The sequence below is a fragment of the Streptosporangium sp. NPDC005286 genome (assembly GCF_040607515.1).
Taxonomy (GTDB): domain Bacteria; phylum Actinomycetota; class Actinomycetes; order Streptosporangiales; family Streptosporangiaceae; genus Streptosporangium.
In genome coordinates this window covers 1-26951 of record NZ_JBEXGU010000130.1, presented here as the reverse complement: position 1 = coordinate 26951, position 26951 = coordinate 1, and the positions used below count along the sequence as shown (strand labels likewise).

Annotated in this window: 28 protein-coding genes; 5 read left to right on the top strand and 23 right to left on the bottom strand. The window is 69.7% G+C overall.

The window, feature by feature from the left end:
- Positions 1 to 72: 72 nt before the first annotated feature.
- From ABZU75_RS33980 to ABZU75_RS33965, 4 genes are all read right to left on the bottom strand, one after another.
- Complete coding sequence (locus tag ABZU75_RS33980; protein ID WP_355563314.1) at positions 73 to 1608, bottom strand: glycoside hydrolase family 13 protein; 1536 nt, start codon at positions 1606 to 1608, stop codon at positions 73 to 75.
- A 30-nt stretch (positions 1609 to 1638) separates the two neighbouring features.
- Positions 1639 to 2037 carry a globin gene (locus ABZU75_RS33975; RefSeq protein ID WP_030917961.1) on the bottom strand — a complete coding sequence of 133 codons (399 nt, stop codon included), beginning with the start codon at positions 2035 to 2037 and terminating at the stop codon, positions 1639 to 1641.
- 19 nt (positions 2038 to 2056) lie between these two features.
- On the bottom strand, positions 2057 to 3106 hold the full coding sequence (locus tag ABZU75_RS33970) for a mechanosensitive ion channel family protein (protein WP_355563310.1): 1050 nt from the start codon (positions 3104 to 3106) through the stop codon (positions 2057 to 2059).
- A 534-nt stretch (positions 3107 to 3640) separates the two neighbouring features.
- A complete protein-coding gene (locus tag ABZU75_RS33965) occupies positions 3641 to 3925 on the bottom strand; it encodes a hypothetical protein (protein WP_355563308.1) in 285 nt (94 codons plus the stop codon).
- Between the two features lie 343 nt (positions 3926 to 4268).
- On the opposite strand from ABZU75_RS33965, the gene ABZU75_RS33960 reads away from it, so the two are divergent.
- Complete coding sequence (locus ABZU75_RS33960) at positions 4269 to 5840, top strand: XRE family transcriptional regulator (protein WP_355563305.1); 1572 nt, start codon at positions 4269 to 4271, stop codon at positions 5838 to 5840.
- The gene (locus ABZU75_RS33955; protein WP_350921566.1) at positions 5837 to 6331 is read left to right on the top strand and encodes a GNAT family N-acetyltransferase; all 495 of its coding nucleotides are present in this window, start codon (positions 5837 to 5839) and stop codon (positions 6329 to 6331) included. The genes ABZU75_RS33960 and ABZU75_RS33955 overlap by 4 nt, the downstream gene beginning before the upstream one ends.
- 274 nt (positions 6332 to 6605) lie before the next feature.
- Here ABZU75_RS33955 and ABZU75_RS33950 read toward each other — a convergent pair whose 3' ends face one another.
- Positions 6606 to 7064, bottom strand: a complete 459-nt coding sequence (locus ABZU75_RS33950; protein WP_355563301.1) for an NUDIX domain-containing protein — start codon at positions 7062 to 7064, stop codon at positions 6606 to 6608.
- A gap of 165 nt (positions 7065 to 7229) precedes the next feature.
- On the opposite strand from ABZU75_RS33950, the gene purU reads away from it, so the two are divergent.
- The gene (purU, locus tag ABZU75_RS33945) at positions 7230 to 8084 is read left to right on the top strand and encodes a formyltetrahydrofolate deformylase (protein WP_343983517.1); all 855 of its coding nucleotides are present in this window, start codon (positions 7230 to 7232) and stop codon (positions 8082 to 8084) included.
- Positions 8085 to 8248: 164 nt separating this feature from the next.
- Here the strand turns inward: purU and ABZU75_RS33940 are convergent, their stop codons facing one another.
- The 15 genes from ABZU75_RS33940 to ABZU75_RS33870 all read right to left on the bottom strand — a co-directional run bounded on the left by ABZU75_RS33940 (position 8249) and on the right by ABZU75_RS33870 (position 20149).
- Positions 8249 to 8629 carry a hypothetical protein gene (locus tag ABZU75_RS33940; RefSeq protein WP_355563297.1) on the bottom strand — a complete coding sequence of 127 codons (381 nt, stop codon included), beginning with the start codon at positions 8627 to 8629 and terminating at the stop codon, positions 8249 to 8251.
- Positions 8630 to 8658: 29 nt separating this feature from the next.
- The gene (gene hypE, locus ABZU75_RS33935) at positions 8659 to 9798 is read right to left on the bottom strand and encodes a hydrogenase expression/formation protein HypE (protein ID WP_355563294.1); all 1140 of its coding nucleotides are present in this window, start codon (positions 9796 to 9798) and stop codon (positions 8659 to 8661) included.
- Positions 9795 to 10922 (bottom strand): hydrogenase formation protein HypD, encoded by a 1128-nt coding sequence (hypD, locus tag ABZU75_RS33930; RefSeq protein ID WP_350921578.1) that lies wholly within the window; start codon positions 10920 to 10922, stop codon positions 9795 to 9797. The genes hypE and hypD overlap by 4 nt, the downstream gene beginning before the upstream one ends.
- 6 nt (positions 10923 to 10928) lie before the next feature.
- Positions 10929 to 11180 (bottom strand): HypC/HybG/HupF family hydrogenase formation chaperone, encoded by a 252-nt coding sequence (locus tag ABZU75_RS33925; protein WP_350921581.1) that lies wholly within the window; start codon positions 11178 to 11180, stop codon positions 10929 to 10931.
- Positions 11155 to 11547 (bottom strand): hydrogenase maturation nickel metallochaperone HypA, encoded by a 393-nt coding sequence (locus ABZU75_RS33920; RefSeq protein WP_355563289.1) that lies wholly within the window; start codon positions 11545 to 11547, stop codon positions 11155 to 11157. The genes ABZU75_RS33925 and ABZU75_RS33920 overlap by 26 nt, the downstream gene beginning before the upstream one ends.
- Before the next feature lie 144 nt (positions 11548 to 11691).
- The gene (locus ABZU75_RS33915; RefSeq protein WP_355563286.1) at positions 11692 to 12195 is read right to left on the bottom strand and encodes a hydrogenase maturation protease; all 504 of its coding nucleotides are present in this window, start codon (positions 12193 to 12195) and stop codon (positions 11692 to 11694) included.
- The gene (locus ABZU75_RS33910) at positions 12192 to 13664 is read right to left on the bottom strand and encodes a hypothetical protein (RefSeq protein ID WP_355563283.1); all 1473 of its coding nucleotides are present in this window, start codon (positions 13662 to 13664) and stop codon (positions 12192 to 12194) included. The genes ABZU75_RS33915 and ABZU75_RS33910 overlap by 4 nt, the downstream gene beginning before the upstream one ends.
- Positions 13661 to 14293 (bottom strand): DUF6084 family protein, encoded by a 633-nt coding sequence (locus tag ABZU75_RS33905; RefSeq protein ID WP_355563280.1) that lies wholly within the window; start codon positions 14291 to 14293, stop codon positions 13661 to 13663. Before ABZU75_RS33905 ends, ABZU75_RS33910 begins: the two co-directional genes overlap by 4 nt.
- On the bottom strand, positions 14286 to 14960 hold the full coding sequence (locus ABZU75_RS33900) for a DUF5947 family protein (RefSeq protein ID WP_355563277.1): 675 nt from the start codon (positions 14958 to 14960) through the stop codon (positions 14286 to 14288). The genes ABZU75_RS33905 and ABZU75_RS33900 overlap by 8 nt, the downstream gene beginning before the upstream one ends.
- Complete coding sequence (locus ABZU75_RS33895; RefSeq protein ID WP_355563274.1) at positions 14957 to 15547, bottom strand: NifU family protein; 591 nt, start codon at positions 15545 to 15547, stop codon at positions 14957 to 14959. The genes ABZU75_RS33900 and ABZU75_RS33895 overlap by 4 nt, the downstream gene beginning before the upstream one ends.
- A gap of 57 nt (positions 15548 to 15604) precedes the next feature.
- Entirely contained in the window at positions 15605 to 17386 is a 1782-nt protein-coding gene (locus tag ABZU75_RS33890; RefSeq protein WP_355563271.1) for a nickel-dependent hydrogenase large subunit, read from the bottom strand.
- Position 17387: 1 nt separating this feature from the next.
- Positions 17388 to 18464 (bottom strand): hydrogenase expression protein HypE, encoded by a 1077-nt coding sequence (locus ABZU75_RS33885; protein ID WP_350921599.1) that lies wholly within the window; start codon positions 18462 to 18464, stop codon positions 17388 to 17390.
- A gap of 65 nt (positions 18465 to 18529) precedes the next feature.
- Positions 18530 to 19261 carry an SIS domain-containing protein gene (locus tag ABZU75_RS33880; protein WP_355563267.1) on the bottom strand — a complete coding sequence of 244 codons (732 nt, stop codon included), beginning with the start codon at positions 19259 to 19261 and terminating at the stop codon, positions 18530 to 18532.
- Positions 19248 to 19496: a HypC/HybG/HupF family hydrogenase formation chaperone gene (locus ABZU75_RS33875; RefSeq protein WP_355563265.1), complete on the bottom strand. Its 249-nt coding sequence runs from the start codon at positions 19494 to 19496 to the stop codon at positions 19248 to 19250. The genes ABZU75_RS33880 and ABZU75_RS33875 overlap by 14 nt, the downstream gene beginning before the upstream one ends.
- Entirely contained in the window at positions 19493 to 20149 is a 657-nt protein-coding gene (locus ABZU75_RS33870; RefSeq protein WP_355563262.1) for an SIS domain-containing protein, read from the bottom strand. Before ABZU75_RS33870 ends, ABZU75_RS33875 begins: the two co-directional genes overlap by 4 nt.
- A gap of 169 nt (positions 20150 to 20318) precedes the next feature.
- On the opposite strand from ABZU75_RS33870, the gene hypF reads away from it, so the two are divergent.
- Positions 20319 to 22625 (top strand): carbamoyltransferase HypF, encoded by a 2307-nt coding sequence (hypF, locus tag ABZU75_RS33865; protein WP_355563259.1) that lies wholly within the window; start codon positions 20319 to 20321, stop codon positions 22623 to 22625.
- 17 nt (positions 22626 to 22642) lie between these two features.
- Here the strand turns inward: hypF and ABZU75_RS33860 are convergent, their stop codons facing one another.
- The 3 genes from ABZU75_RS33860 to ABZU75_RS33850 all read right to left on the bottom strand — a co-directional run bounded on the left by ABZU75_RS33860 (position 22643) and on the right by ABZU75_RS33850 (position 26029).
- Positions 22643 to 22990: a VOC family protein gene (locus ABZU75_RS33860; protein ID WP_355563256.1), complete on the bottom strand. Its 348-nt coding sequence runs from the start codon at positions 22988 to 22990 to the stop codon at positions 22643 to 22645.
- Positions 22991 to 23064: 74 nt separating this feature from the next.
- On the bottom strand, positions 23065 to 23871 hold the full coding sequence (locus tag ABZU75_RS33855) for a helix-turn-helix domain-containing protein (RefSeq protein WP_355563253.1): 807 nt from the start codon (positions 23869 to 23871) through the stop codon (positions 23065 to 23067).
- A gap of 85 nt (positions 23872 to 23956) precedes the next feature.
- Entirely contained in the window at positions 23957 to 26029 is a 2073-nt protein-coding gene (locus ABZU75_RS33850) for a prolyl oligopeptidase family serine peptidase (RefSeq protein WP_355563250.1), read from the bottom strand.
- A 318-nt stretch (positions 26030 to 26347) separates the two neighbouring features.
- Between ABZU75_RS33850 and ABZU75_RS33845 the strand changes: the two genes are divergently transcribed.
- Positions 26348 to 26857: an HNH endonuclease gene (locus tag ABZU75_RS33845; protein WP_030917850.1), complete on the top strand. Its 510-nt coding sequence runs from the start codon at positions 26348 to 26350 to the stop codon at positions 26855 to 26857.
- Positions 26858 to 26951 lie beyond the last annotated feature (94 nt).

The window sequence follows — 26951 nt, the reverse complement described above, 5'->3', positions numbered from 1 at the left end:
CGTGGCCGCCCCCGCACACCCCCCCCCGGACCGGCGGGCGGTGCCCGGCCCCCCCCCCCCCGCCGAAAGCCGTCAGACCTCGGGGGCGTACAGCCAGACCGCGCTGTCCGGCAGGAGCAGGTGGCCCTCCACCGGGGCGCTGCCGATCAGGACGCGGTCGTGCGGGGGCAGTCGCACCGGTTGGGAACCGCAGTTGACGGCGCAGATCAGGGAACCCCGGTTGAAGATGAGGGCGTCCTCGGCGCTCTCCTGCCAGATGATCTCTTCGGGCAACGTGCCGCGGAGGCCGCGGCGGACCCGCAGGACCTCCTGGTAGAAGCTCAGCGTTGAGCCGGGGTCGCTCGACTGGCGCTCGGCGGAGAGCACGGCCCACTCGACGGGCTGGGGCAGCCAGGACCGTGTTCCATCGGGCGAGAAGCCGTACGGTTCGGCCATGCCGGACCAGGGGAGGGGAACCCGGCAGCCGTCGCGGCCGGGCAGCTCTCCCTTGGAACGGGCGAAGATGGGGTCCTGACGGGCCTGTGGAGGAAGATTCTTCACCTCGGGGAGGCCCAGTTCCTCCCCCTGGTAGAGATATGCGGAGCCCGGTAGGGCGAGCATGGCGAGCAGCGCCGCGCGGGCGCGGGCCAGGCCCGTGGTGGAGTTGGTCAGGCCGTCGCCGTACCGGGTCACATGGCGGACCACGTCGTGGTTGGAGAGCACCCAGGTGGGAGCGGTCACCGCGGCCAGTGTGTCATCGATGATCTTCTTGAACGCGGGTCCGGACCAGGGGGCCTCCAGCCAGGCGAAGTTGAAGCTCTGGTGGAGCTCGTCGGGGCGGAGGTAGAGCGCGAGATCCTCGACGGAGTCGGTCCAGACCTCGCCGACCGCCACCCGCTCGCCGTCGTAGGAGTCGAGCACCTTGCGCCAGGCGCGGTAGACCTCGTGCACCTCGGGTCGTCCCCAGATCGGCGACTCGGCCTTGAACGCCTGATCCTGCGGCGGGGTGTCCGGCAGGTCCTCGGCCTTGTACAGGCCCATCGCCACGTCGATCCTGAACCCGTCCACCCCCCGGTCGAGCCAGAACCGCAGCACGTCGAGGAACTCGGCGTGCACCTCGGGGTTGCGCCAGTTGAAGTCAGGTTGTTCCGCGGCGAAAAGGTGCAGGTACCACTGTCCCTCGGGGGTCCTGGTCCAGGCCGGGCCGCTGAAGGTCGACTGCCAGTTGTTGGGAGGCAGATCACCGCCGTCACGGAAGATGTAGCGATCGCGTCCCTCACCGCGCAGCGCGGCCTGGAACCACTCGTGAGCCGAGGAGCTGTGATTCGGGACGATGTCCACGATCACCCGGAGACCGAGCCGATGCGCCTCGGCGACGAGCTCGTCGAAGTCGGCGAGCGTGCCGAAGAGGGGGTCGACGTCACGGTAGTCGGCCACGTCGTAGCCGCCGTCGGCCATGGGGGAGCGGTAGAAGGGGGTCAGCCAGATCGCGTCCACACCGAGTTCTGCGAGGTACGGCAGGCGCTGCCGGATGCCGGGCAGATCGCCGACGCCGTCTCCGGAGGCGTCGGCGAAGCTGCGAACGTAGATCTCGTAGACGACGGCATCACGCCACCAGGGGGATTCCATGTGCTTTGGACTGCCCCCGCTTGACGATGTTTATGCGTCAGGGGCGTTGATCATGCTGCTCGCCGCGTACACGAGATAGTCCCAGAGACGTTTCTCCAGGTCCTCGGGGAGCTTCAGGGAGAGCACCGCGTCGTGCATGTGCCTGAGCCAGGCGTCGTGCTCGACCGAGCGGATGACGAACGGGTTGTGCCGCATCCGCAGGCGCGGGTGGCCCCGCTGCGCGCTGTAGGTGCTGGGACCGCCCCAGTACTGGATGAGGAACAGGCGCAGCCGCTCTTCGGCCCCGTCGAGATCATCTTCGGGATAAAGCGGCCGTAGCACCGGATCGGCCGCCACTCCCTGGTAGAAGTGGTGCACGAGACGCCTGAAGGTCTCTTCACCGCCGACGGCGTCGTAGAAGGACTGGGATTCCCCGGGGGTAACGGACACGCCTCCAGCCTAATTGACGTCAGCCGGCGATCGGGATTTCGGCTCGGTCGAGGGCGGACTTGACCCGGATACGGAGCTCGCGGGCGACCTCCGCCTGCCGGGAGGGGATGGTCTTGACACTGATCCTGAAGATGACGGCGGTGTCGGAGATCTGCTCGATACCCCAGACCTGCGGCTCCTCGACGATGATGGAGTCGCGGAAGGCGAGGTCGGTCCATATCTCGTCCGCGACCTGCTTGAGCAGGTCGCGGACCGCGGGGATGTCGGAGGCGTAGGCCACGGGCACGTCGACGGTGGCGCGGGACCAACCCTGGGACTCGTTGCCGACGCGGGTGATGGTGCCGTTACGGATGTACCAGACCCGGCCGTCGCTGTCGCGCAGGCGGGTGATGCGCAGGGTGACGGCCTCCACGGTGCCGATCGCGGTGCCCGTGTCGATCACGTCGCCCACGCCGTACTGGTCCTCCAAAAGCATGAACATGCCCGCGATGAAGTCCTTGACGAGTTCCTGGGCGCCGAAGCCGACCGCCACGCCCAGAATGCCCACGCTGGTCAGCAGGGGGGCGATGGGGACGGAGAGCCGCTCCAGGACGGTCAGCGCGGCGGTGCCCAGGATGATGATCGAGGCGACCGGCTTGAGCACGGAACCGATGGTCTCGGCCCGCTGTCTGCGCCGCTCGGCCACGATCGCGTCGAGGCCCTCCGGGGTCACCGCCTCCCTGCCGCGCAGCCGCCCCGCCAGGGACGCGCGCTCGGAGGAGGCCTTCCGCACCACCCGGCTGATCAGCCGGTGCGCCACGTTGCGCAGAAGCAACGCGATGACCACGACCAGCGCGATGGCGATCATGCCTGCGATCGCGGGAGCCGCCCAGCTCACGGGGATGATCATCTGCACGAAGTCGCAGATCACTCCTCCGCCGTCCCCGCATCCCTTTGTCAGACCTGCGCTCATGTCGAGAAGCTCCTCAACCACGACTCCGGGGTCGGGGGTCGAGGTGACGCCGGGGGTCATGCTGGGAGTCAAGCTGGGGGTGGGGCTGGGGACGGGCGTGGGGGAAAGCAGGAACACGGAGTGGATCCCTCTCGGATCGGATCGACGAGTCAGATGGGCGAGTCATGCGACCTACCCATATTGCCGATCGAACCGGCCTCCGTCACATTACGCCGGGGAAGACGGGGACATCCGGATCTGGGGCCGCGGAGGCGGACCCGGATGCCCCGGTGACGGGCGGCCCGGACGGGACACGCACCCGGAAGCGTGTCCCGTGCCGTTCCCGAGGGGGATCCCTCCGGTCACCGCCCGGACGAGAGACCAGGCGGCAGCCTTTGCCTTACGGCAGTTCGTGGGCTTCGGCTCGCGAGAGCCTCCGCGGTTTCACCGTTGGGAGTCCGCGCCTGCCCGGCCGGCGGTCCCTCATGGAGCGCGGCACGGCCGGGCGGTCCGCTGATCCGGTTCGTGCGGACCGGTCCGGCCGGTCCGACGATTCGGAGCCGACGGGGTGACCAGCGTCCGAGGACGCTCCGCACCGGTCATCCCGTCGGCTCCGCCGGGCCGTGGTAGGTACGGCGCATCGGGCGGGTGAAGCCCTCCGCACCGCTCACCTCATTCCCCTACCGCGGCGAGTACGCGTGCGACCTTGGTCGCGGCACCGGCTGGGTCTTCCACCGTGTGCATCCGTTCACCCCAGGACCACCAGTAGTACCAATCCCGGTGGTTGGGGGTGGCGTGTGCTCGGCAGGTGACGTTCTCCGCGAGGCTGGTCGCCTTCGGGTTGATCACACGCACGAACGCACGACCGGAGTGGGTCCGCACCACACGGGCGTGCAGCCCGCGGCAGTCAAGCTCCGTCACCAGTCGTTCCAGGTGCCGGAAATCGTCTTCACCCACCTCGCCCCTCCTCGTGGTTTCGGTTTGCCGGCACCGAATCGTGTTCGCTCGATCACGCCTTCGGTGCTGCCCGCCAAAGATGACTCACGGCGGCCCTGTGGGTCAATTCAGGGAAAACCCAGTTCAGGGTGGGCGTTGTGCCAAGTAGGTTGAAAGAAACAGTCCGCCGGAGGACGATTCTTAGCCGATGGCTTTATTAGCGCGTTCCGGATGAGTCAAACGTGGTCCATCATTCTCGGTAGGCACAGTGCGACGAAGAGATCACAGTGTGTCAAGGGAGAGAGAGGACCGGTCGGGACTAAATGTGCCAGCCAGCCCAGCTGGTCACGAGAGAGGGGCCGGTATGTCCGGCAGGCAGCACAGGGAGACAGAACTAGCGCGGCAGGTCCGGGCCCGTGGCCTGGCCGTCGGGAAGTCCTCGGCGCAGATAGCCGAGGAAATCTACGAGAAATGCAATTCACAATTCGGGACTACACGGGTTAAAGGTCACCGCCTGGCACATGGTGTCGCCCTCGCGGACGTCATCGAACAGATACGGGCGCTGTTCGAACGCGACGGCAAGTCGGCCCCCGGCATCGGTGAGACGCTCCTGTCCGCGTACGAGAGCGGGCTGAAGCGGCCCGGTCCCGAGTATCTGCACTACCTGTGCTCCGCCTACCGAGTCGAGCCGGCCTCCCTCGGGTACGACGGCCCGTGCATCTGCGGCCACGGCCACAGGATGCCCGGTGTCGTCCGAGGCGATCTCCAGGACGGAAGACCCGACACATCCCCTGATCCGCGCGAGCTGTTGATCCAGCCGATCGGTTTGGACCTTTCCGCGGACGGGGGCGAGGAGGACGAGAACGTGTTACGGAGGACACTCTTACAACTCCTGGCCGGCAGCGGCATCGTGCTGGACGGACAGGTGCTTGGATCGGTGGAGAGCATCCGCAGAAGGATGGACGACACGCTGGTTTCGGCCACCGTCTCGCCCGCGATGCTCGACCAGTGGGAGGAATCCACCATCGGCTTCGGCCGCCAGTACATGAACACTCCCCCGCTCAGGCTGCTGTGCGACGTGATGCTGGAGTTCAGCGCGGTGCGCAAGGCCATGGAACGGCGCCAGCCGGTCGACCTGCAGGAACGGTTGTGCCGCATGGCGGCCCAGCTGGCCGGCCTGAGCGGCATGATCATGGTCAATCTCGGCGACCACAGGCTCGCCCGATCCTTCTTCAGGACCGGCAGGACCGCCGCGGACGAGACCGGCGACCGCGCGCTGCGGGCGTGGGTCACGGCCAGGGAGGCTCTGGTCCCGCTCTACTACGGTGACCCGCGTGAGGCGCTCAACCTCGCGAAGAAGAGCCGGGACCTGGCAGGGCAGACGCCCTGCGCGGCCCAGGCCATGGCCCCGGTGGTCGAGGCCCGTGCACTGGCGATGATGTCGGGTGCGGGCAAGAAGGACGTGGTCGACCAGGCGAAGCGGGCGCTGTCCCGGGCCAGGGCGGCCTTCTCCCAGATGACCGCCGCGGACCAGGACGACGCGACCTTCGGTTACACCGAGCGCCAGCTCTACTTTCACCAGGGAGACGCGCTGGTCAAGCTCGGGCAGGCGATGGAGGCCGACCTCATCCTGGAACAGGCGCTCACCAAGTACGGCCCGACCGACTGGCTCGACCCGACCTTCATCAAGTTCGACCGTGCCCAGTGCAAGATCCTTGAGGGCGATGTGGACGAGGCGCTGGAGATCGCCCAGAGTACGATCTCGGGTCTCGACGAGGCGTGCAGGCCCGACATCCTCATGCAGCGCGCCCACGAGGTGGGCAGGCAGGCCGAGGTGAAGGCTCCCGGGCATCCCAAGCTCAAGGTCTACCTGGAATCGCTGCGCGGTCGCAGCGCGTGGACGGACGACGCGGTGGCCGACGGGGGTGGCAGTTGAGGCCGAGGCTTCGGCGTTATCGCTGGTCCGACATCGAATCCGTCTGGGCGCTCCACCAGATATGCCTCGCCCAGGTCGGTCTCGCGCCGGGAGACGGCGTCTACTACGAGGACGACTTCCCCAGGATCCACGAGATCTACCTCGCGGATCGGGGAGAGTTCCTCGTGGGTGAGACGCCTGACGGGCGTATCGTCACGATGGGCGGGCTCCGTCGTGTTGACGATCAGACCGCCGAGATGTGCCGCATGCGGGTTCATCCGGAGTTCCAGCGTCGCGGGTTCGGTGCCCAGATGGTCGTCGCACTGGAGACGCGGGCGATTGAGCTCGGCTACGTAAGGCTCCGTGGGGATACCACTCTGAGCCAGCCCGCGGCGATGGAGCTCTATCGCAAGTTCGGGTGGCGCGAGATCCGCAGGGAAGAGCGAGGGGGGTCTGTGGTGGTTTATGGAGAAAAAGAGCTGATAGTCGCTATGTCCACACTAATGCAGTGACTCGAATTTAGACCAATTTGTTATTTGGCATTGCCAATTTCGGAAATATCCGAATACTTGTTCTTCGTGGCTATCGCCGTCCTCGGGTGAGTGCGATGAAAAAGATCATTGTTCACAAATTTGGCGTGTCCAGGCTCGGTGGCATTGCCGGCGCCATCCACAAGGGGTGAGATTCTCCCCGCTCGGAAGAATCGTTCCCCGACGACCGCGGCCCTCGATCTTCGAGATCGAGGGCCGTGCCGCACGGGATTCCCGGGCGTGCTCGATGGCCGGCTCACCCCAGTCGGGTGACGCGGGAGACGACCTCCGGCAGGTCCGGGGGCTCCAGGCGGTCGGGCAGGTCGGCCATCTCCTCCGTTGAGAACCAGCCGGAGCCCAGGTAGGTGGTGTTCTCTTCGGCGCTGAACGACCCCGGGCCCACCTCGGGAGTGCTCTCGAACCTGGCCAGGTAGAACCGTTCGGTCTTGGCGTAGTGGACGCCGAGCCAGTGGAAATCGCGACGTACCGGCACCCAGTGGTCCATGACCGCCTCGCCGGGCAGGCCCGTCTCCTCCGTCAGCTCCCGCCGTGCCGCGTCAAGGGGGGTCTCGCCCGGGTCAATGCCGCCGCCTGGCGGCTCCCACAGGCTCTGGCCGCTGACGGTGTCACGCCAGTGCATGAGAAGCACCCGGCCCAAGGAGTCCACACAGATCACCCGGGCGGCGGGGCGGTCGTTCGGCTGAGGGGCGTTCATAGGTCAGGGACGCTATCACCGCCGGATCCGGGGCCGGGCGGCTCTCCGTACCTCCTGGCTCGCCGCGTGCCGAGCGACTGGGTGTGGCGCCGGGATTCGCTGTACTCTGCCCAGGTCAGGTGGAAGTACCTTACGATCCGACCTCTCCAGCTCAAGGGTGAAGGCATGAGTTCCAGGGCCGAGTTTGTGTTGACGCTGTCCTGCCCGGACCGTCCTGGCGTGGTGGCGGCGGTCTCCGGTCTCCTGGCCGGACGGGGCTGCAACATCATCGAGAGCCAGCAGTTCGGTGATGCCGTGACCGAGCGGTTCTTCATGCGGGTGCAGTTCGCCTCTCCGCTGCCCGACGGGGAACTGCGCGAGGCCTTCGCGGCGCTCGCCCCCGAGTTCGGCATGGATTTCAAGCTGCGGGAGGCGTCCGTCAAGCCGCGCGTGCTGGTGATGGTCAGCAAGTTCGGCCACTGCCTGAACGACCTGCTCTACCGGACGCGTTCGGGCCTGCTCGACATCGAGATCGTCGCGGTCGTCTCCAACCATCCGGATCTGCGGCCGCTGACCCAGTCGTACGGCATCGACTACCACCACCTGCCGGTCACTCCCGAGACCAAGGCCAGGCAGGAGGCGGAGGTGCTGACCCTCGTCGATCACTACCGGGCCGACCTCGTGGTGCTCGCCCGCTACATGCAGGTGCTCTCCGAGGACCTCTGCGTCAAGCTCGCGGGCAACGTGATCAATATCCACCACTCGTTCCTGCCGTCGTTCAAGGGCGCCAAGCCCTACCACCAGGCGCACTCCCGCGGCGTGAAGCTGATTGGCGCGACCGCGCACTACGTGACCGCCGACCTCGACGAAGGGCCGATCATCGAGCAGGAGGTCGCCCGGGTCAACCACACCCACTCCGCGGACGACCTCGCCGCCATCGGCCGTGACGTCGAGTGCCAGGCCCTGGCCCGCGCCGTCCGCTGGCACACCGAGCAGCGCGTCCTGCTCGACGGCCACAAGACGATCGTCTTCCCCCGCTAGCGCGGTGACCGCGAGCCCTCGCCGGGTCGACGGCCGGCCCGGCCAGAGCACGCGCGAGCGAGGGGACTGCCGGGTTTACCCGGCAGGCGAATCGCCTCCTGCCGTGGTTTCCGGGTTCGAAACGGCCAGGGCTCGGCCGTCGCTCCCAGCGGGGAGCGGAGGAGTCACGGCCCGGGTTTCCGGGGGTTGACCCCGGTGGCGTCCTCGGGATGGGAGACACCGTAGGGGCGTCCCTTCTTGCCGGTGCCGACCTTCTCGCGGCCCTTCTCGCCTTTGCGGGCGGCGATCTCCTCGGCGCCGCGCTGCTCGCCGGCGCCGGCACCGCGGGCGGACCGGGCCTCGGTGTCGGTGGCGGGGACGCCCTCGCGTTCCTCGTCGGAGACCACGCGCCCGGGTCCCCTGTCGCCCGGCGGGTGTCCGAAGGCCAGGTTGCCGGATCGCACCACCTCCTCGCTCGCGTGGCTCACGCCGGGGGAGCGGCCGCGCTCCCTCGACGTGTCCTTGTCCTGCCCGCTCGGGTGTTCGGGTTTGTTTTTCTTGCTCATGTCGTGAAACCTCATGGATTCGCTGGTGCTCAGCAGATTCTCGGTAGCGGGTCGCCGACCAGCAGGTCGACGATCCGGGTGCCCCCGAAGGAGGTCCTCAGCAGGACCAGCCCCGGCGGGTCGTCGTTGATCCGTCCGATGATCGCCGCCTCGGAGCCGAGCGGGTGGGAGCGGAGGGCGGCCAGTGCCGCGTCGGCGAACTCCCCGGCCACCACCGTGACCATCCGGCCCTCGCAGGCGACGTAGAGCGGGTCGATCCCCAGCAACTCGCACGCCCCTCGCACCGCCGGGCGGACCGGTACGGCCTCCTCGTCGAGCACGACGGCGACCTGCGAGGCACCGGCTATCTCGTTGACGATCGTCGCCACCCCGCCGCGGGTCGCGTCGCGCAGGCACCGCACCGCGCCGCCCTCGCAGGCGTCCAGCAGCAGGTCGGTGAGGGCGTTGAGCGGTGCGGTGTCGGAGCGCAGGTCGGCTTCGATGTCGAGCTCTCCCCGGGCCAGCATGACGGTGATCCCGTGCTCGCCGATCGGCCCGGACACGATGACCGCGTCACCCGGCCGCGCGGCGGCGGCGCTCAGCCGGATGGGCCGCTCCAGCGTCCCGATGCCGGAGGTGGTCACGTAGCAGCCGTCGGCCTTGCCCCGCTGCACGACCTTGGTGTCGCCGGTGACGATCCACACACCCGCCGCCCGCGCCGCCTGGGCCATCGAGGCGGTGATGCGCCGCAGGTCGGCGACGGGGAAGCCCTCTTCCAGGATGAATCCGGCCGACAGGTAGCGGGGGCGGGCCCCGCACATGGCCAGGTCGTTGACCGTGCCGTTCACCGCGAGGTCGCCGATGTCGCCCCCGGGGAAGAACAGCGGCGTCACCACGAACGAGTCGGTGGTGAAGGCGAGCCCGTCGGCGACCGCGCCGTCCTCCAGGGGCTCCAGCATCGGGTTGCGGAACGATTCCAGGAACACCGCCTCGATCAGGGTGTGTGTGGCCTTGCCGCCCGCGCCGTGCGCCAGGGTGATGCGGTCCTCCCGGACGCGCGCCTTGCGACGCCGCACCCGCTCGATCCGGTCCAGGACCTGCCGCTCCCGGTCGGATGTGTCCGGGCCGCCCGCCTCTCTCGTCCGGTCCAGGACCCGCTGCTCCCCGGTGTACCCCTCCCCGTCGTTCACCTCCGGGTCGCCTCCCTGACGCGCTCGCGCGAGAACCGGCCGAAGTTGTAGTACGCCGCGCAGGCGCCCTCGGACGAGACCATGCACGTGCCGATCGGTGTCTCCGGGGTGCACGCGGTGCCGAACACCTTGCACTCCCAGGGCTTGAGCACTCCCTTGAGCACCTCGCCGCACTGGCACGCCTTCGGGTCGGCCACCCGCCCGCCGGGAATCTGGAAGATCCGCTCGGCGTCGAAGGCGGCGTACCGTTCGGTGACCCTGAGGGCCGACTGGGAGATGAACCCCAGCCCGCGCCACTCAAAGTACGGTCGCAGCTCCATCACCTGGTTGATGACGTGCAGAGCCTTGGGGTTACCGTCCCACGGGACCACCCGGGAGTACTGGTTCTCCACCTCGGAGCGTCCCTCGGCCAGTTGCGCGAGGAGGCGGTAGACCGTGTGCAACAGGTCCAGCGGCTCGAAACCGGCCACCACCAAGGGCTTGCCGTAGCCACGCGAGATGAACCCGTACGGCCGGCAGCCGATCACGGTGGAGACGTGGCCGGGGCCGATGAACCCGTCCAGACGCAGGTCGGGGGAGTCCAGGATCGCCTTGATCGCGGGGATGATCGTCACGTGGTTGCAGAAGATCGAGAAGTTCTCGATCCCCTCGGCTTCGGCGCGCAGGACGGTCATCGCCGTCGAGGGCGCCGTGGTCTCGAACCCGATGGCCATGAAGACCACGCGCCTGCCGGGGTTCTGCCGGGCGATCTTCAGCGCGTCCAGCGGGGAGTAGACCAGCCGGATGTCGGCGCCCCGCGCCTTGGCGTCGAGGAAGGAGCCGTTCCCGCCGGGTACCCGCATCATGTCGCCGAACGACGTCATGATCACGTCTGGCTGCTCGGCGATGTGGATGGCGTCGTCCATCCGTCCCATGGGGATGACGCAGACCGGGCAGCCGGGGCCGTGCACCAGCGTGACGGCCTCGGGCAGGTAGTCCTCCAGGCCGTGCTTGTAGATCGTGTGGGTGTGCCCGCCGCACACCTCCATGAACTTGTAGTCGCGGCCCGGCTCGCAGAGTGCGGCGATCCGCGCGGCGAGCATCCGGGCCTTCTCCGCGTCGCGGTACTCGTCGACGAAACGCATCAACCCTCACCCTTCTTCGATCATGGATTCTCGGAGGGCCGCGATCTCGTCCTCGTACGCCTGGCCGATGCTCTCCAGGAAGTCGAGCGCGGCCCTGGCCTCCACCTCGTCGATCTTCGACAGCGCGAACCCGACGTGGATGAGGATCCAGTCGCCGGGTACCACGAACTCGCCCTCCAACAGGCCGATGTTGATGGCGCGCTTGACGCCGCTGACGTCGACCATGGCCAGATCAGGACGGTCGGACAGGATCTCCACGATCTCCCCGGGAATTCCCAGGCACATGAGCGGCCTCCGCCATCTGGATGGATTCGAGGACGAGGTCGTCGCCGCCCTCGGTGTCGATATCGGTGCCGCCGCACCCCGCGCAGACGGCGAAGGGGTCGACGGAGGTGGACGTGCTCCCGCAGGAGCGGCAGGTCATCCGCACCGGGACGATGACCAGGTCCACCTGGGCGCCCTCGGCCACGGACCCGTCGGCGATCGCGGAGAACGCCTGGTTGATCACCGGTTCGGTGACGCGGAGCAGGGCACCCGCGTGCACTCGCGCCCGCCGCACCCTCCTGCCGTCCGCCCGTTTCTCCACAGCGGTGAGGATCGCCTCGGCGATCCCGAATTCGTGCACGGCTGTTCCCTCTCGTTCGAGCTCGATGTCCCAGTGGCTGGATGTGTCACATGCTGCGCATCCTCAGATAGCGCTTGATATCGGGAAGTGTCAGGTAGAGCAGTACGGCCGCTCCCGCCAGCACCGACCCGGCCAGAAGGCGTTTCAACATGTTCGTTCCTCCTCGTGACCCGCGGTGACGAGTGCCATCGCGATCTGTTGCCCGGCCAGCTCGACGACCAGGTCCGCCGCCCTGCCGACGGCGTCCGCGACCGGCGCGCTGAGCTCCATGCCCGGCGAGGTGTCGGCGGGCTGGCAGCCGACGAGCAGGACGCGACCTGCTCCGCCACCGAGCGTGTTCACCAGCGACAGCACGGTCTCGGGTGTCATCGAGTGCGCGTCGGCGAAGGAGCCCGGCCTCTCGCCCGCCGCCGGTTCGAGGACGTACAGGGTGCCGGGCGGGCCGTCGCGGGATACCGCGTCGATGAGGATCGTGCTGTCGTACCCGCCGCCGGTCAGCTCGTAGGCCAGGTGGATTCCCCGGATGCCGAAATCCCGCAGCTCGATCTCGTCGGGCAGGTCGATGTCCGCCAGGTGCCTGGCCACCGCGACCCCGAAGCCGTCGTCGCCGAGGAAGACGTTCCCCACACCGGCCACCAGGATCCTCATGCGCCGGCCTCCCCGTCGAGCGATCCCTCCGAGGCCGGCCCGCCCGAGGCCGGCCCGCCCAGGGCCGAGCCGCCGGTGAGCGAGTCGTCCGGGAGCGGCTCGACCTCGTCGGGGGCGAAGTAGAGGAAGCGGCCGTGTGATCGGTGCAGGTCGGCGCCCGGGTCCTCGTCGAGGGTGACGGCCAGGTGGTGGGCGCCGTCGAGATCGAGGAGCACCGCCTCGACGCGTGCGGTCCTGCCGGCCAGGAACATGTCATGGGCGTCGGCGCGCCGCCTGCCGGGAACCAGCCGGACCCTGCTGCCCCTGGAGACGGCCACCCCGCAGACCGTCACGCTGTCGGTCTCCGGCGAGACCGTGGCATCGCCTGCGGGGTCCCACCAGGGCGTGGGAACCTCCGGCCGGTTCTGGAAGTCCCCCTCCTGCCGCGGAGGCTCGCCGGGCCGCGGGTCCGTGGTCGCGTCCACCGAGCGGATCGCGCCGTGCAGCCGCTCCACCAGCTCGGGCGGCATGCCGCTGACCATGTCGATGAGCTCGGCCACCCGGGGGTCGGTCGCCCGAGCCTCCCGCGTCTCCTCGTCGGTGAGGGTGAGCGTGCGGAGGTGGAGCATCTCGTCGATCTCCGTGGAGTCGAACAGGGTGCCGGGGCTCTCCGGAGCGATGTCCGGGTGGTCGTAGAGGATGATCGGCGAGGAGAGCATCACGTCCCGGTGACCGGGCTCGCCCACGAGTACGGGCCAGGTGTGCTCGTTGCGGCAGGTCTCCACGGCCGGCCGTGCCCATTCCGGCGGGTCGAGCAGGGAGACGAAGGCCCCGGCGGTCACCGCGATGAGCAGGTGCGCCGAGATCAGCGAGTGCCGCAGCGCCTGCTCGCGTGGCGCGCCCAGCGGTTTCCAGTCGTCGGTGTTCGCCACCCGGGCGCGCAGCTTGACCAGGTCATAGGGGCCGGGCACCAGTTCGGCGGAGACCCTGAGCTCGGCGTGGAGCGGCAGGTGTTCGGAGACGACGCGCCCCACGACCTCTCCGGACGATGCCACGATCGGCTCGATCACGCGGTCCCCGGGAATCCGTACCTCGATCACCCGCTCGGGGGCGTCGAGCAGGCCGGCGATGGGGAGCACCGTCTCCACCTCCCGCTCGGTCGCCTCGTCGAAGCTGAGGTAGGTCCGCTGGCCGTTCCGCAGCTGCTGGACCGGCCAGTAGCCGTCGTCCTCGGCGCGCTCGACGCTGCGCGTTCTGAGGTGGAGGAAGCGCAGGCTCAGGTGCGCCACGGCGTATGTGGCCCCCTCCAGGAGGCATTCGGTCACGCTGGCCGGGTGCTCGGCGGTCGCGGTGAACCCCGGCGGGACGAGCACCCCGAACTGCCAGCGCACCTGGTTCTTGGCCGCCGAGGCGCGGTAGGGATAGAGCAGGTAACCCTCGTACAGCACCGCGTCCGCCACCCGCCGGGCGATGTCCATCGGCACGCTCATCGTCGCGCCTCCTTGAGCAGTAGTTCCAGGGTCTCGTCCCAGGTGGCCAGGGCGCGGGTGGACTTGAAGCGGCTGAGTTCCCGAAGCGTGTCGCGCCGCAGCCGCAGCCACCCGGAATCCGGGAAGTAGCGGTCCATGAGCTCCCGCCACACCACCACCGGCAGCCGGCAGCGGGCCTCGTGGTGCCAGGGCACCTGGCTCACCGAGAAGCCACCCGGCGTCCTGGCGAACACGGTCCCGCTGAAGAGCATGAGCATCGGGATCTCGCCCTCGTCCAGCGCGGCGAAGTACCTGCCCGCGGCCACCTCCAGGTCGTAGCCGCAGGGCACCGGCAGGTCGACCTCGGTACTTCCGGTGAACGCCGGGACCATGACCGAGACGTTGGCGAACTGCAGGGGCTTCAGCGTGTCGCCCCACCGGGCCGGGTCACCGAACAGGTCGCCGAGCAACTCCGCCTCGGCATCGCCGTAGCGCCTCAGATGCGGCTCCACCCGGATCTGGCAGCGGAGCGCGATGGTGTGCACCCCGTCGGGGGAGGGGTCGGTGACACGCAGCCGGAAGACGAGCGTCGGGAAGGCGGCGTACGCCTCCGCCCGGACGCCCACGCAGTCGAACGCGAGCTCAGCCACGGCCGTCACAGCCCCTTGGCCGGGAAGTACCGGACGCCTCGGGCGTGGGCGGTACGGTGCGACTGCGGCCGCGCAGGTCGGCGAAGAAGCCCTCCATGGCCTGCCGCGCCTCCTGGCCGCCGTCGAAGCCCTTCCAGTGCAACCGCACCAGGCCGACCAGCTCGTAGCAGGTGTCGATCGGCACCAGGTGGCAGGCGAAGCCGCCGTCGGGGCGGCGGTCCACCAGGAGCGCCTCCACATCGGGCTGGATGTCGGCCATCGCCGGGTTGGCCGTCAGGACGCGTTCCCACGTCTCCAGCGGCAGCAGCGACTCGGTGGCGCCCGCCGGGCTCGGGTAGAACGCGACCGTCCTGCCCAGTACGGAGTTGTGGAAGAAGAACGCCGTGCGGACCGGGATCTGCATCTCGTCCCAGTCGGCCGAGCTCAGCGGGAACCGCGGGTCGTGAAGGTAGCGTCGAGGGATGGCCCGGTAGCGTGCCCGGCCCCCCGTGCCGTGGCTGAACAGCAGGTGGCAGGCCCGGCAGGCGCACAGCAGTCCCCGGGTCTCGACGTTCACGACGTGGCCGTGGTCCTCGCCGGCAGGCTCCGCGCACAGCTCGCAGAGCGGCACCGGCGGACCGCCCCTTCTGGGCGGCTCGCGGAACCTGCGCAGCCCGGTGGCCGTCACGACACCGGCCCCGAGACCGGTTCCGGCGCAGGCGTCCGCTCCGGCACCGGGCACGGGCCGGGCGCGCGGCGCTGGATCTGCAACAGTTCCGAGCGGTCGTCGGTCACCCCCTCGACCTCCACCCCGGACACCTCGGGAGCGGCCTGGCCGATGGCCCGCTCGATGGCGTCGGTCACGGTGAGCCGCGAGGACGGGCAGCCGTGGCAGGTGCCCTCCAGGCGGAGCCGCACGATCCCGTCCTCGCCCACGCCGAGCAGTTCCACGCCGCCCTCGTGCGACCCCAGATAGGGCCGTACGCCGTCCAGCGCCTCGCGAACGCGCTCGGCCGTGCTCAGCGGGTGCAGGTCGTGCAGCACCAGCAGGCCGGACACGAGCGGGTCGCCGACCAGGCGGCGCAGCACCTCGGCCGCCTCGGTCTCGGTGACGATCTCGACGACGCGCTCCAGACCGGCGCCGTACAGCTCGACAAGGGCCCGTACCAGGTCCTCGGCCTTGGCGCGGGTCACGGCGTCGCTCAGCGTGCCGAGGTCGGCGATCAGCGCCTCGACGCGATCGCCGGTCACCCGGATGTCATGGGCTTGCGGCATCTGCCCAGGCCCCCTTCCCGGTGCCGGGGAACGGTCGGCCCCCCGGCGGCCGCTGGATCAGGTGGTGTCGAAGGCGTGCGGGGTGTGCAGCCTGCGGAGCTCCTCGCCGCCGCCGAGGTACATGTGCACCCCACACGGCAGGCACGGATCGAAGCTCCGCACGGTGCGCATGATGTCGATGCCCTTGAAGTCCGCGGGCGGGTTCTCCTCGAAGATCGGTGTGTTCTGCACCGCGTCCTCGTAGGGGCCCGGCGTGCCGTGTACGTCGCGGACGCTGGCGTTCCAGGGGGTCGGTGGATACGGGTGGTAGTTGGCGATCTTCCCGTCCCTGATCACCATGTGGTGGGACAGCACGCCCCGCACGGCCTCGGTGAAGCCGCAGCTGATCGTCTCGTCGGGAACCGTGAACGGCGCCCAGGTCTGGGTGCGGCCCGCGCGCACCTCGGCCAGGCCCTGCTCGACGAAGTACAGCGCGCACGCCGCCGCGTAGGCCTGGAAGTAGGTGCGGGCCCGGTTGCGCTCCAGGGCGTTGGACAGCGGCTGGCCTTTGTACTCGGGGATCTTCCACTCGAAGGTCTTCTCCGGTTTCAGCGCCGTCCGCGGCAGGTTGATCTCCACGCTGTGACCGGTGGACCTGACATAGCCGATGTCGACCTTGCCGGCCAGCGCCGTCGACCAGAGCCTGGCGATGGGCCCGCCGCCGGTGTCGAGCGCGAGCGTGTTCTCCCCGTCGAACCAGCGGGGCGACATGACCCAGCTGTACTTGTCGCTGAAGTCGCGTTTCTGCGGGTGCGGAATGGTGTGCTGGTTCCACGGGTGCCGGATGTCGACCGGGTTGCCCAGCGGGTCGTGGGTGACGAACGGCTCCTGCCCCTGCCAGTCGTCGTAGTAGGAGCTGCCCAGCAGGATCCGGATGCCGAGGTTGATGTCGACCAGGTCGTTGGTGACGAGCCTGCCGTCGACGATCACCCCCGGCGTGACGAACATCTCGCGACCCCAGTCGCTCATGTTGAGGTAGTTGTAGTCGCAGTGCGCGGGGTCCTGGAAGCTTCCCCAGCACCCCAGCAGCACGCGCCTGCGGCCGACCTCCTCGTAGCCGGGCAGCGCCTGGTAGAAGAAGTCGAACAGGTCGTCGTGCATGGGCACGACCCGCTTCATGAACTCCACGTAGCGCATCAGCCGGGTCAGGTAGTCGGTGAACAACTGCACCGTCGCGACCGTGCCGACCCCGCCGGGGTAGAGCGTGGAGGGGTGTACGTGCCTGCCCTCCATGAGGCAGAACATCTCCCGGGTGGTGCGGCTCACCGCCAGCGCCTCGCGGTAGAACTCGCCCTCCAGCGGGTTCAGCGAGCGCATGATGTCGGCGATGGTCTTGTAACCGTGATCGCCCGCGTGCGGTGCCTCGGTGCGCTCGGCCATCGCCAGCACGCCGGGGTTGGTCTCGCGGACCATCTTCTCGCAGTAGTCGACCCCCACCAGGTTCTCCTGGTAGATGTTGTGGTCGAACATGTACTCGGCGGCCTCGCCGAGGTTGACGATCCACTCGCCCAGGGCCGGGGGCCGCACCCCGTAGGCCATGTTCTGCGCGTAGACCGAGCAGGTCGCGTGGTTGTCGCCGCAGATCCCGCAGATGCGGCTGGTGATGAAGTGGGCGTCGCGCGGGTCCTTGCCCTTCATGAAGATGCTGTAGCCGCGGAAGATCGACGAGGTGCTGTAGCACTCGGCGACCTGCCGGTTCTTGAAATCGATCTTGCAGTAGATGCCGAGGCTCCCGACGATCCTGGTGATGGGGTCCCAGGCCATCTCCACGAGTTCCGGGTTCTGCTCCGATGTCGTCATGTCAGCTCCAGGGCGCCTTGTAGCCGGTCAGCAGCTCGCGCCCCTTGTGGCGCCATTTCGGTTCCTTCTCGACGGTCTTGGAGGTGATGCCGCGCAGGGTCCGGATGACCGTCCCGTACGCGCCGCTCACCGTCGAGGAGATGAGGGCGCCGGGAGGCTCGTCCATGAACGGCATGAACTTGTCGGGGAAGCCCGGCATCGTGCAGGCGATGCAGATGCCTCCCACGTTCGGGCAGCCGCCGATCCCGTTCATCCAGCCGCGCTTGGGGACGTTGCACCGGACGACCGGCCCCCAGCAGCCGATCTTCACCAGGCACTTCGGCGAGCCGTACTCGGTGGCGAACTGGCCCTGCTCGTAGTAGCCGCCGCGGTCGCAGCCCTCGTGGACGGTCTGGCCGAACAGCCACGTCGGCCGCAGCGCCTCGTCCAGCGGGATCATCGGCGCCTGCCCGGCGACCTGGTAGAGCAGGTAGAGGAGCGTCTCGGAGAGGTTGTCCGGCTGGATCGGGCAGCCGGGCACGTTGACGATCGGCAGGCCCGCCTTGGACCTCCAGTCCCAGCCCAGGTAGTCGGCGACGCCCATCGCCCCCGTCGGGTTCCCGGCCATCGCGTGGATGCCGCCGTACGCCGAGCAGGTGCCCGCGCACACGATCGCGGTCGCCTTGGGGGCGAGCCGGTCCAGCCACTCGCTGGTCGTCATGGGCTGGCCGGTGTCGGGGTTGTTGCCGAAACCGCACCAGTAACCCTCCTGCTTGATCGCCTCGTTCGGGATCGAGCCCTCGACGACCAGCACGAACGGATCCAGTTCGCCGCGGTAGGCCTTGAAGAACCACTCGATGAAGACGTCCGCGCCCTGCATCGGCCCGGACTCGAAGTCGATCAGAGGCCAGTGCACGGCCACCTTGGGAAGCCCGGGAAGCGCGCCGAGCACGATCTCCTCGATGCTCGGCTGCGTCGCCGCGGTGAGCGCGACGGAGTCACCGTCGCAACTCATCCCGGCGTTGATCCACAGTATGTGGACGGTCGGTTCCTGCTGCTCCGGAGAGCTGCTACTTGCCGCGTCTGTCGGCGCTGCCATGACGTCTCCCCACTCCTGGTGGATGTCTTCTGTGGAACGTGAAGGGGGAGGGGGAACGCCGGCTCTCAGCCGGGGTCGTGCGCCCGCGGGATCGGTGCCGGTCCGAGCGCGTGCTGGGTGAGCTCCCACAGGACGTGGTAGAGGGTGGTCTGTGCCTCCTGGATCCGGTGCACCGAGGAGGAGGGGACGACGAACAGGTGGGCCAGAACGCCCAGCTCGGACAGTTCGGTCAGCCTGCCGCCCCCTCCGCCGGCCAGCCCGACGGTGAGCATGTCCCGGCGGGCCGCCTCCTCGAACGCCCGGACGACGTTGGCGGAGCCGCCACTCGTGGACAGGCCGACGGCGATGTCCCCAGGCCGGCCAAGCGCCGCGAGCTGCCTGGAGAAGACCACCTCGAACCCGACGTCGTTGGAGAGCGCGGTGACCACGGCGACGTCACCGGTCAGGGAGAGCGCGGGCAGGGCCGGGCCGCGGTGGGGGTGCAGGAAGGCGGCGGCGACCTCCTGGGCGTCGGTGCTGCTCCCGCCGTTGCCGAAGCTGAACAGCCGGCCGCCGGAGGCGAACCTCGCCGCCATCTCCCCGGCGCACGCCGCCAGCTCCGCCGCCGACTCCGCACCCACCCACCGGCGCAGCCGCACGATCTCGCCGGTCTTCTCCACCGCCGACCGCCTGGCCTCGGTCTCCGCCTCCGCCGTGTCCGGAATCTGGTCCGCGTGCTCGTGCTCGTGCTCGTACTCGTCGAGGAAGGGGTACAGCCCTCGGGTGCCCTCCGCGGGCGTTCCGTCAAGCGTGCTCATCGTCGTCCCCCCGCCCTTCGTTCCCGTGCGCGATCACGGCGATGGCCTCCCTGGCGTGTACGAGGACGGTGTCGCCCACCGCCGGGTCGATCAGTGCCACGCTCACCTCTTCGAGGACCCCGCCGGCGTCGACGATCGCCAGCTCCCCCTCCAGCAGCCTGACCACCCGCACCGGCAGTGCCTGGTCGGAGCAGGTGATGCAGACACCGGCGGTACAGTCCTCGGGCCCGTTCACCTGGACGCCCCTTGCGCGGGTGGGCCGAGCCGGTCGAAGAACACATGGACCAGCTCCCACAGCAGGTGGTAGGCGGTGACGTGGACCTCCTTGACCACGGCAGGGTCGTCGGACGCGGCGACCAGGACGTGGTCGGCCACCTCGCCTCCGTGCCCGTCCTCACGGCCTGCGCCGCCGGTCAGGGCGATGGTCAGCAGGCCCAGTTCCCCAGCGGTCCGCAAGCCTCGCGGGACGCTCACGCACCGGTCGTCACGGGAGATTCCCAGGGCCATGTCGGAGGCGTCCGCCCAGTGGCGCACCTGGTGGGCGAAGACCTCGGCGGCGTCCCCGCCGCCCTCGCCGTCCCGGCCGGCCGTCGTCGCGTCGTTGCTCAGTGCCACCGCCGCGAGCGCCCTCTTGCCCACGATGACCGGGTGCATGAACTCGACCGCGACGTGTGCCGCGTCCGAGCCCGCGCCGCCGTCGCCGAAAACGATCAGCTTGCCGCCGAGGTGGAACCTGGCGGCCATGGCCCGGGCGGCACGTGCGATGCGCTCCACGTCTCCAGCCAGGGCGCGCCCGGCGTGCTCCCGCCGCGCGAAGGCCGCGATGACCTCCGCCTCCGTGACCGGGGTGACGGCGGACGGTGCTTGGGTACTCGGTGTGACAGGCATGTCAACGCTCCGTATTTTTCACGGTAGTCGCTACGTTACGGTTGGCCGTTTCAGGGCCGACACCCTTGGCTCGACAATCAACGGCAAAGCTCTGATCATCGACGTAACCTTCCCGTCCAGATCATGCGAGCCCTGAGGCGTTCCCGCCGGGCGCGGGAAGGATGGCGGGATGGGCACGGGGCGGGCGCGGGTCCGCGTCAGGATCAGGGTCGAGGGGATCGTGCAGGGGGTGGGCTTCCGCCCCCATGTCCACTCCCTGGCCCGGCGGCTGGAGCTGTCGGGATGGGTGGGCAACGACGGCCACGGCGTTTTCATCGAGGCCGAGGGGGTGCCCGGCGACGTCGCGCGGTTCCAGGAGGACCTGCGAGGTCAGGCCCCGCCGCTGGCGGTGATCCACCGCATGACGGCCACCGCGATACCGGCGCGTGGAGAGCGCGGATTCCGCATCGCGGCCAGCCGGGACGGAGATCAGCGGGTCACTCTTATCTCACCTGATATCGCGACATGTGATGACTGCCTGGGCGAGCTGTTCGACCCCGCCGACCGGCGATACCGCCACCCTTTCGTCAACTGCACCAACTGCGGGCCGAGGTTCACCATCATCCGGGACCTCCCCTACGACCGGCCCGCCACCACGATGGCCGGATTCGCCATGTGCGGGGAGTGCGAGAGGGAGTATCTCGACCCGTCGGACCGCAGGTTCCACGCCCAGCCGATCTGCTGCCCGGCCTGCGGCCCGGTCCTGCGCCTGCTGGACGGCGGCGCTCCCCACGGCGGCGGTGACGATCCGATCGTGGCGGCGGCGGAGGTGTTGCGGGCGGGCGGCGTCCTGGCGGTCAAGGGGCTCGGCGGGTACCACCTGGCGGTCGACGCGGCGGACGAGGAGGCCGCCAGGACCCTCCGCGCTCGCAAGCGCCGCGAGGACAGACCGTTCGCGATCATGGTTCCCGACCTGCGCGCCGCCCACGCGCTCTGCGAACTGGACGACGAGAGCGAGCGGCTGCTCACCGGCCCGCGGCGTCCGATCGTGCTGCTGCCCCGCCGCTCCGGCGCCGCGCCGGCCGGAGCCGTGGCGCCGGGCGACCGCACCCTCGGCCTCATGCTGCCGTACACGCCGGTGCACCATCTGCTCGCCGCCGAGTTCACCCGGCCGTACGTGCTCACCAGCGGGAACCTTTCCGATGAGCCCATCGCCCACCGCGACGGCGACGCGCTCGTCAGGCTCGCCGGGATCGCGGACGCCTTCCTGACCCACGACCGGCCGATCCACATCCGTGCCGACGACTCCGTGGTCCTCGTCGCGCGAGGGCGGGTGCTACCGCTGCGCAGGTCCCGGGGATACGCCCCGGAGCCACTGCGGCTCTCACCGCCCGCCCGGCGGCCCGTGCTCGCCTGCGGTGCCGAGCTGAAGAGCACGTTCTGCCTCGCGAGGCGGGGGTACGCCTTCGTCTCCCAGCACATGGGCGACCTGGAGAACTACGAGACGCTGCGCTCCTTCACCGAGGGGATCGAACACCTCGGGCGCCTGCTCGGCATCACCCCCGGTCTCGTCGCGCACGACCTCCATCCCGAGTACCTGTCCACCAAGTACGCCCTCGATCTGGAGTCGGTGGACCTGACCGGGGTGCAGCACCACCACGCGCACATCGCCTCCTGCCTGGCCGACAACGCCGAGAGCGGCCCGGTCATCGGGGTGGCCTTCGACGGTCTCGGTTACGGCACCGACGGCACGATCTGGGGTGGTGAGCTCCTGGTGGCCGACCTCGTCGGCTTCACCCGTGCCGGCCGCCTGGCGCCGGTGCCGATGCCCGGCGGTACCGCGGCCATCAGGCAGCCCTGGCGGATGGCGGCCGCCCACCTGGACGCGGCGTACGGTGCCGCGCTCCCCGAGGACCTGCCGGTCAGGACGCGCCACGGCACACGCTGGGACGAGGTGCTCGCCGTGGCCAGAGCGGGGACGAACTCCCCGCTCACCTCCAGCGCAGGCCGCCTGTTCGACGCGGTGGCGGCGATCCTCGGGCTCCGCGACACCGCCGGATACGAGGGACAGGCCGCGATCGCCCTGGAGCAGCGGGCCGACCCCGCCGAGGGCGGCGCCTACCCGGCGCGGATCCTCGACGAGGGGTCGCTCGTGACGATCCAGGTCGCGGATCTGGTCCGTGCGGTCGTCGAGGAGACCCGCGCCGGGGTGGTCCCGGCGCTCGTCTCCGCCCGCTTCCACAACGGGCTCGCCGCCGTCACCGCCGCGGCGTGCGCCAGGATCCGCGAGAGCACCGGGATCGGCACGGTCGCCCTGTCCGGCGGGGTCTTCCAGAACCGCCTGTTGCTTGACCGCCTCGCCGGCGCCCTCGGGCTCGGCGGCTTCCGGGTCCTGACCCACCGCGCCGTACCCCCCAACGACGGCGGCATCAGCTTCGGCCAGGCCGCCGTGGCGGCGGCGCGCGACGTCCTGGGCCATCCCCGCCCCGGGTCCTGACCAGGGACGCCGCGGAGTCAGGGCCGGTACGTCCCGAAGTACCAGAGGTTGCCCTCCGGGTCCTTGCAGGCGTAATCGCGCGAGCCGTAGTCCTTGTCGGCCAGCCCGCTGGCGACCTCGGCTCCGGCCGCGACGGCCCTGTCGTGGTGGGCGTCGGGGTCGTCCACGGCGATGTAGATCCCCGGGCCGCCGGGCTCGCCCCTACCAGTCATGATCATTCCGGTGCCGACGATCAGCTCACCATGGCCGACGCCCCCGTCGTCGGCCGTGACGAGCTCGTGAACCTCGAATCCGAATGCCTGGACCAGCCAGTCGACGGCCTTGGCGGGGTCGTGGTAGCGGACCAGCGGATACACGGTTCGCATGTTTCCTCCTCCTGTTCGGTGACCACCACGATGTCACCGGCGGGAGGGGCCGGGCTTGGAAAAATCTGACCTGATCATCCGGGGGTGCGCGGCGGCGCGGCCAGCTCGCGGGGGGTGACCCCGGCCATGGCCCTGAAGTCGCGGTTCATGTGGGCCTGGTCGTAGTAGCCGCAGACGGCCGCGGTGTCGGCCAGGGACATGCCGGACCTCAGCCGGCCGGTGGCGTGCTCGAAGCGCAGCACCCTGGCCGCGGCCTTCGGCGCCAGCCCGACCTGGTCGTGGAAGCGGGAGACCAGATGCCGGTGGCTCCACCCCAGCTCGGCGGCCATCGAGGCCACGGACACCGCGCCACGGGTGGCGACCAGGCGGCTCCACGCCCAGCCGACGCGGCGGTCGGGGACCGGCGCGGAGTCGATCCGCTCGCTGAGCGCCTCGTCCAGCAGTGCGAGCCGGGCGGCCCGGCCGGAAGCCTGTGCCAACCGCTCGACCGTGGTCGTGGCCCACGGCCCGAGCACCTCCTCCAGCGACACCACCCGGTTGGTCAGCTCCCGCATGGGCACCCCGAGCAGCCGTCTGGCCCCGAGCGGTGTGAGGTTGACCTGCACCCCCTCGGCGGTTCCGGCCGTGGTGGTGTCGACGTAGGTGTCGTGCAGGCCGCCCGCGAACGACGCCAGCCGCCGGCCTCCCCGCGGCCCGCTCAGCGCGAGCGGCGCGCCGAAACCGAAGATCATCACGACACCGGCGAACGGTGGTTGCCGCCGGGGCACGGGCTCGGCGTAACGCTCGGTGTAGGCCGACAGGTGCGTGACGTACGACCGAAGGAAGGCGCCGGGCTCGCCCTCGACGAAGGTCAGGCCCTCGGCCACCGCTGCGTCGTCCACCCCCCGACCATAACCGCCGCCCACGACAATCCGGCGTCGCGGCCGTGCTGGGAGAGGACGCCCCAGGAGGTGCCCTCTCCGCTTTTCAGGAGGTCAGCCCGGTGTGGTAGGCGAGGAAGGTCAGCTGGTCGGCGGCGAGCTCGATGGTCTTGCTCACCGAACGGGCCCCGTGGCCGGCCTCGATCTCGTTGCGGAGCAGGATCGGCCGGTCACAGGCCTGGGCGTGCTGCAGGGCCGCGCACATCTTCCAGGCGTGCAGCGGATGGACCCGGGTGTCGGACTGGAAGACCGTGAACAACGTCGCCGGGTAGCACTCCCCCTCGCGCACATGGTGGTAGGGGGAGTAGGAGTGCAGCCAGGCGAACTCGTCGGGCTTCTCGGCGGAGCCGTACTCGACGTTCCACGTCGCGCCCAGGCCGAACAGCTCGTAGCGGATCATGTCGAGCAGCGGCGCCGAGCAGACCACCGCGGCGTACAGCTCCGGGCGCTGGGTCAGGGCCGCGCCGACCAGGAGGCCGCCGTTCGAGCCGCCGGAGATGGCCAGTTGCGAGGACGTGGTCACGCCGGTGGCGATCAGGTACTCGGCCGCCGCGTGCAGGTCGTCGAAGACGTTCTGCTTGTGGGAGAGCATCCCGGCCCGGTGCCACTCCTCGCCCTGCTCGCCGCCGCCGCGCAGCTGGGCGATGGCGTACGTGCCGCCCGCCTCGACCCAGCTCAGGATGGACGCCGAGTAGCCGGGGGTCATCGAGAGCCCGAAACCGCCGTAGCCGTACAGGACCGTGGGGCGCGGGCCCTCGGTGCCGGGGCGGGAGATCACCAGCATGTGGACCTCGCTGCCGTCGGCGGAGCGGTAGGTCACCTGCTCGGTGTTGACGGCGGGCACCTCGACGGCACCGGGGGAGGCCGCCCAGAGCGTCGTCTCGCCGGTGCGGGCGTCGTAGCGCTGGATGCTCGGCGGCGTGGTGTTGTCGGTGTAGCCGAACCACGCCTCGTGACCGCCCTCCGGGCGCTCGCTGATGCCGCCGATGGTGCCCAGGCCGGGCGTCGGCACATCTCCGACGCGCTCACCGGTGGCCAGGTCGTGTACCGAGATCTCGCTGATCGCGTGGCGGGTCCAGCCGACGAGCATGACCGGCCGGTCGAGCTCGTCGAGGATCGCGAAGTCCGTCAGCACGGCCTCGGGGTCCTGCGGGATGAGGTCACGCCAGTTCTCGAACCGAGGGTCGGACGGGTCGGTCACGCAGACACGGGCACGCGGGGCGTCGCGGTCCGTGAAGACGTACAGGCGGCCGTCGCGGCCGAAGTGCAGGGCCGTCTGGGCGTCGACGTCCTGCTGGACGACGACCAGGTCGGGGGAGGAGGGGGAGGAGGCCTCCAGGTCGGCCACCCACAGGTCGTTGCGCGGCGCCGTGCCGCGGGAGGCGGAGATCTGCAGCCAGCGGCCGTCGCGGGAGACCGCCACGCCGTAGTAGTTGGTCTTCTCCAGGCCCTCACCGAAGATCAGGACATCCTCCTCGGTGGAGGTGCCGACCCTGTGCAGGTAGACCCGGCGGTGGAACTGCTCCTCCCCCTCGGGCACCTCGGTGGCGGGCAGTCTGCGCACGTAGTAGAAGGCCTCGCCGCCGGGCAGCCACGCCACGGGGGAGTAGCGGCACCGGTCGATCGGTCCCTCGATGCGGTCGCCGAACGCGACGTCCATCAGGTAGAGGCTCGACTCCTCGTCGCCGCCCACCGAGACCTGGTAGGCGAGCAGGCGGCCCTCCTTGTCGGGCTGCCAGGAGTCGAGGGTGGTCAGCCCGGTCGAGTCGAGCGCCATCGGGTCGAGCAGCGCCCGCTCGGTGCCGCCGGGATCGACGGTGTAGAGCACGGCGTGCTCCTGCTCCGGGGTGCGCCTCATGAAGAACCGCCGCTCCCCGCGCCACGTCGGCGCGCCGACCGAACCGGACCTGAGCAGCTCCGTGATCCGCGCCTTGAAACCCTCGCGCCCGGGGAGGATGTCCAGCTCGGTCTCCAGCAGCCTCTCCTGCCCCACCAGCCAGTCCTTCGTCGCCGGATCGTCCGAATCCTCCAGCCAGCGGTAGGGGTCGGAAACAGGCACTCCGTGGAGCTCCTCGACGAGCTCAACACGGCTGGCTGGAGGATATGGCTGTCGCGTCATGGCAGGAACCCTACGACCTCGGCAGGGCAGAACGCGGGCATTGCGCGACGGGCGTATCTGATCTGCGGCAGGAGGAGTTAAGAACTAGTAATGCGGGCATAAAACGTATCAGGTTTCTCTCCAGTCATTTATGGGTGGCGGGAACCGCGACGCAGAAGCCAAACTTGGTGAAGGACGGTGCCGTGGTGAGCATCCGCTGGGCCGTCCGGCGGAGGTCCTCGTGACGGAAGCGCCCGGGCCCCAGGAGGGGCCGCCAGCCGGGGCACGCGGTGGCGTGCCCCCTCAACTGACACGTCCTGCGGCGGGAGAGGCCCGCTGATGCGCCAGGTCCTGCTCTTGAACGCCACCTACGAACCCCTGACCACCCTGTCCCTGCACCGGGCCGTCGTGCTCGTGCTCAGGGAGAAGGCGGACGTCGTGCACCGTGACGGGCGGGGCGCCGTGTTCCGCTCGGCGAGCCGCACGCTCGACGTTCCTTCGGTGATCAGGCTTCGAAGATATGTTCGGATTCCCTACCGGTCGCGGATTCCGCTGACCCGAACCGCGTTGATGCGTCGGGACGACTACCGATGCGCCTACTGCGGCCAGCGGGCCGAGACCATCGACCATGTCATCCCGCGCTCGCGAGGTGGCCCCCACACCTGGGAGAACTGCGTCGCGTCGTGCACGACGTGCAACCACCGCAAGGCCGATCGCATGCTGGAGGAACTGGGGTGGACGCTCAGCGTCGCCCCGGTGGTGCCACGCGGCGTCCACTGGCGGTTGATCGGCGCGCACATCGTCGGCGACCCCCAGTGGGCGCCCTACCTCGCGGAGAGCGCGGCCTGAGAACGGCGCCGGGGTTCCCCCCGAGGCCCAATCAAGGGCAACGCAAGGACCAGAACCACCCCCCACCACGCGACCGCGGGGAAGGAGGAGCCGT

Coding starts and splice junctions, on each gene's coding strand:
- ABZU75_RS33960 (WP_355563305.1), top strand. CDS start 4,269: ATGTCCGGCAGGCAGCACAGGGAGACAGAACTAGCGCGGCAGGTCCGG.
- ABZU75_RS33885 (WP_350921599.1), bottom strand. CDS start 18,464: ATGGCAGCGCCGACAGACGCGGCAAGTAGCAGCTCTCCGGAGCAGCAG.
- ABZU75_RS33950 (WP_355563301.1), bottom strand. CDS start 7,064: ATGAACGCCCCTCAGCCGAACGACCGCCCCGCCGCCCGGGTGATCTGT.
- ABZU75_RS33895 (WP_355563274.1), bottom strand. CDS start 15,547: ATGCCGCAAGCCCATGACATCCGGGTGACCGGCGATCGCGTCGAGGCG.
- ABZU75_RS33860 (WP_355563256.1), bottom strand. CDS start 22,990: ATGCGAACCGTGTATCCGCTGGTCCGCTACCACGACCCCGCCAAGGCC.
- hypD (WP_350921578.1), bottom strand. CDS start 10,922: ATGCGTTTCGTCGACGAGTACCGCGACGCGGAGAAGGCCCGGATGCTC.
- ABZU75_RS33915 (WP_355563286.1), bottom strand. CDS start 12,195: ATGAGGATCCTGGTGGCCGGTGTGGGGAACGTCTTCCTCGGCGACGAC.
- ABZU75_RS33870 (WP_355563262.1), bottom strand. CDS start 20,149: ATGCCTGTCACACCGAGTACCCAAGCACCGTCCGCCGTCACCCCGGTC.
- ABZU75_RS33845 (WP_030917850.1), top strand. CDS start 26,348: ATGCGCCAGGTCCTGCTCTTGAACGCCACCTACGAACCCCTGACCACC.
- ABZU75_RS33880 (WP_355563267.1), bottom strand. CDS start 19,261: ATGAGCACGCTTGACGGAACGCCCGCGGAGGGCACCCGAGGGCTGTAC.
- purU (WP_343983517.1), top strand. CDS start 7,230: ATGAGTTCCAGGGCCGAGTTTGTGTTGACGCTGTCCTGCCCGGACCGT.
- hypF (WP_355563259.1), top strand. CDS start 20,319: ATGGGCACGGGGCGGGCGCGGGTCCGCGTCAGGATCAGGGTCGAGGGG.
- ABZU75_RS33850 (WP_355563250.1), bottom strand. CDS start 26,029: ATGACGCGACAGCCATATCCTCCAGCCAGCCGTGTTGAGCTCGTCGAG.
- ABZU75_RS33890 (WP_355563271.1), bottom strand. CDS start 17,386: ATGACGACATCGGAGCAGAACCCGGAACTCGTGGAGATGGCCTGGGAC.
- ABZU75_RS33910 (WP_355563283.1), bottom strand. CDS start 13,664: ATGAGCGTGCCGATGGACATCGCCCGGCGGGTGGCGGACGCGGTGCTG.
- ABZU75_RS33940 (WP_355563297.1), bottom strand. CDS start 8,629: ATGAGCAAGAAAAACAAACCCGAACACCCGAGCGGGCAGGACAAGGAC.
- ABZU75_RS33980 (WP_355563314.1), bottom strand. CDS start 1,608: ATGGAATCCCCCTGGTGGCGTGATGCCGTCGTCTACGAGATCTACGTT.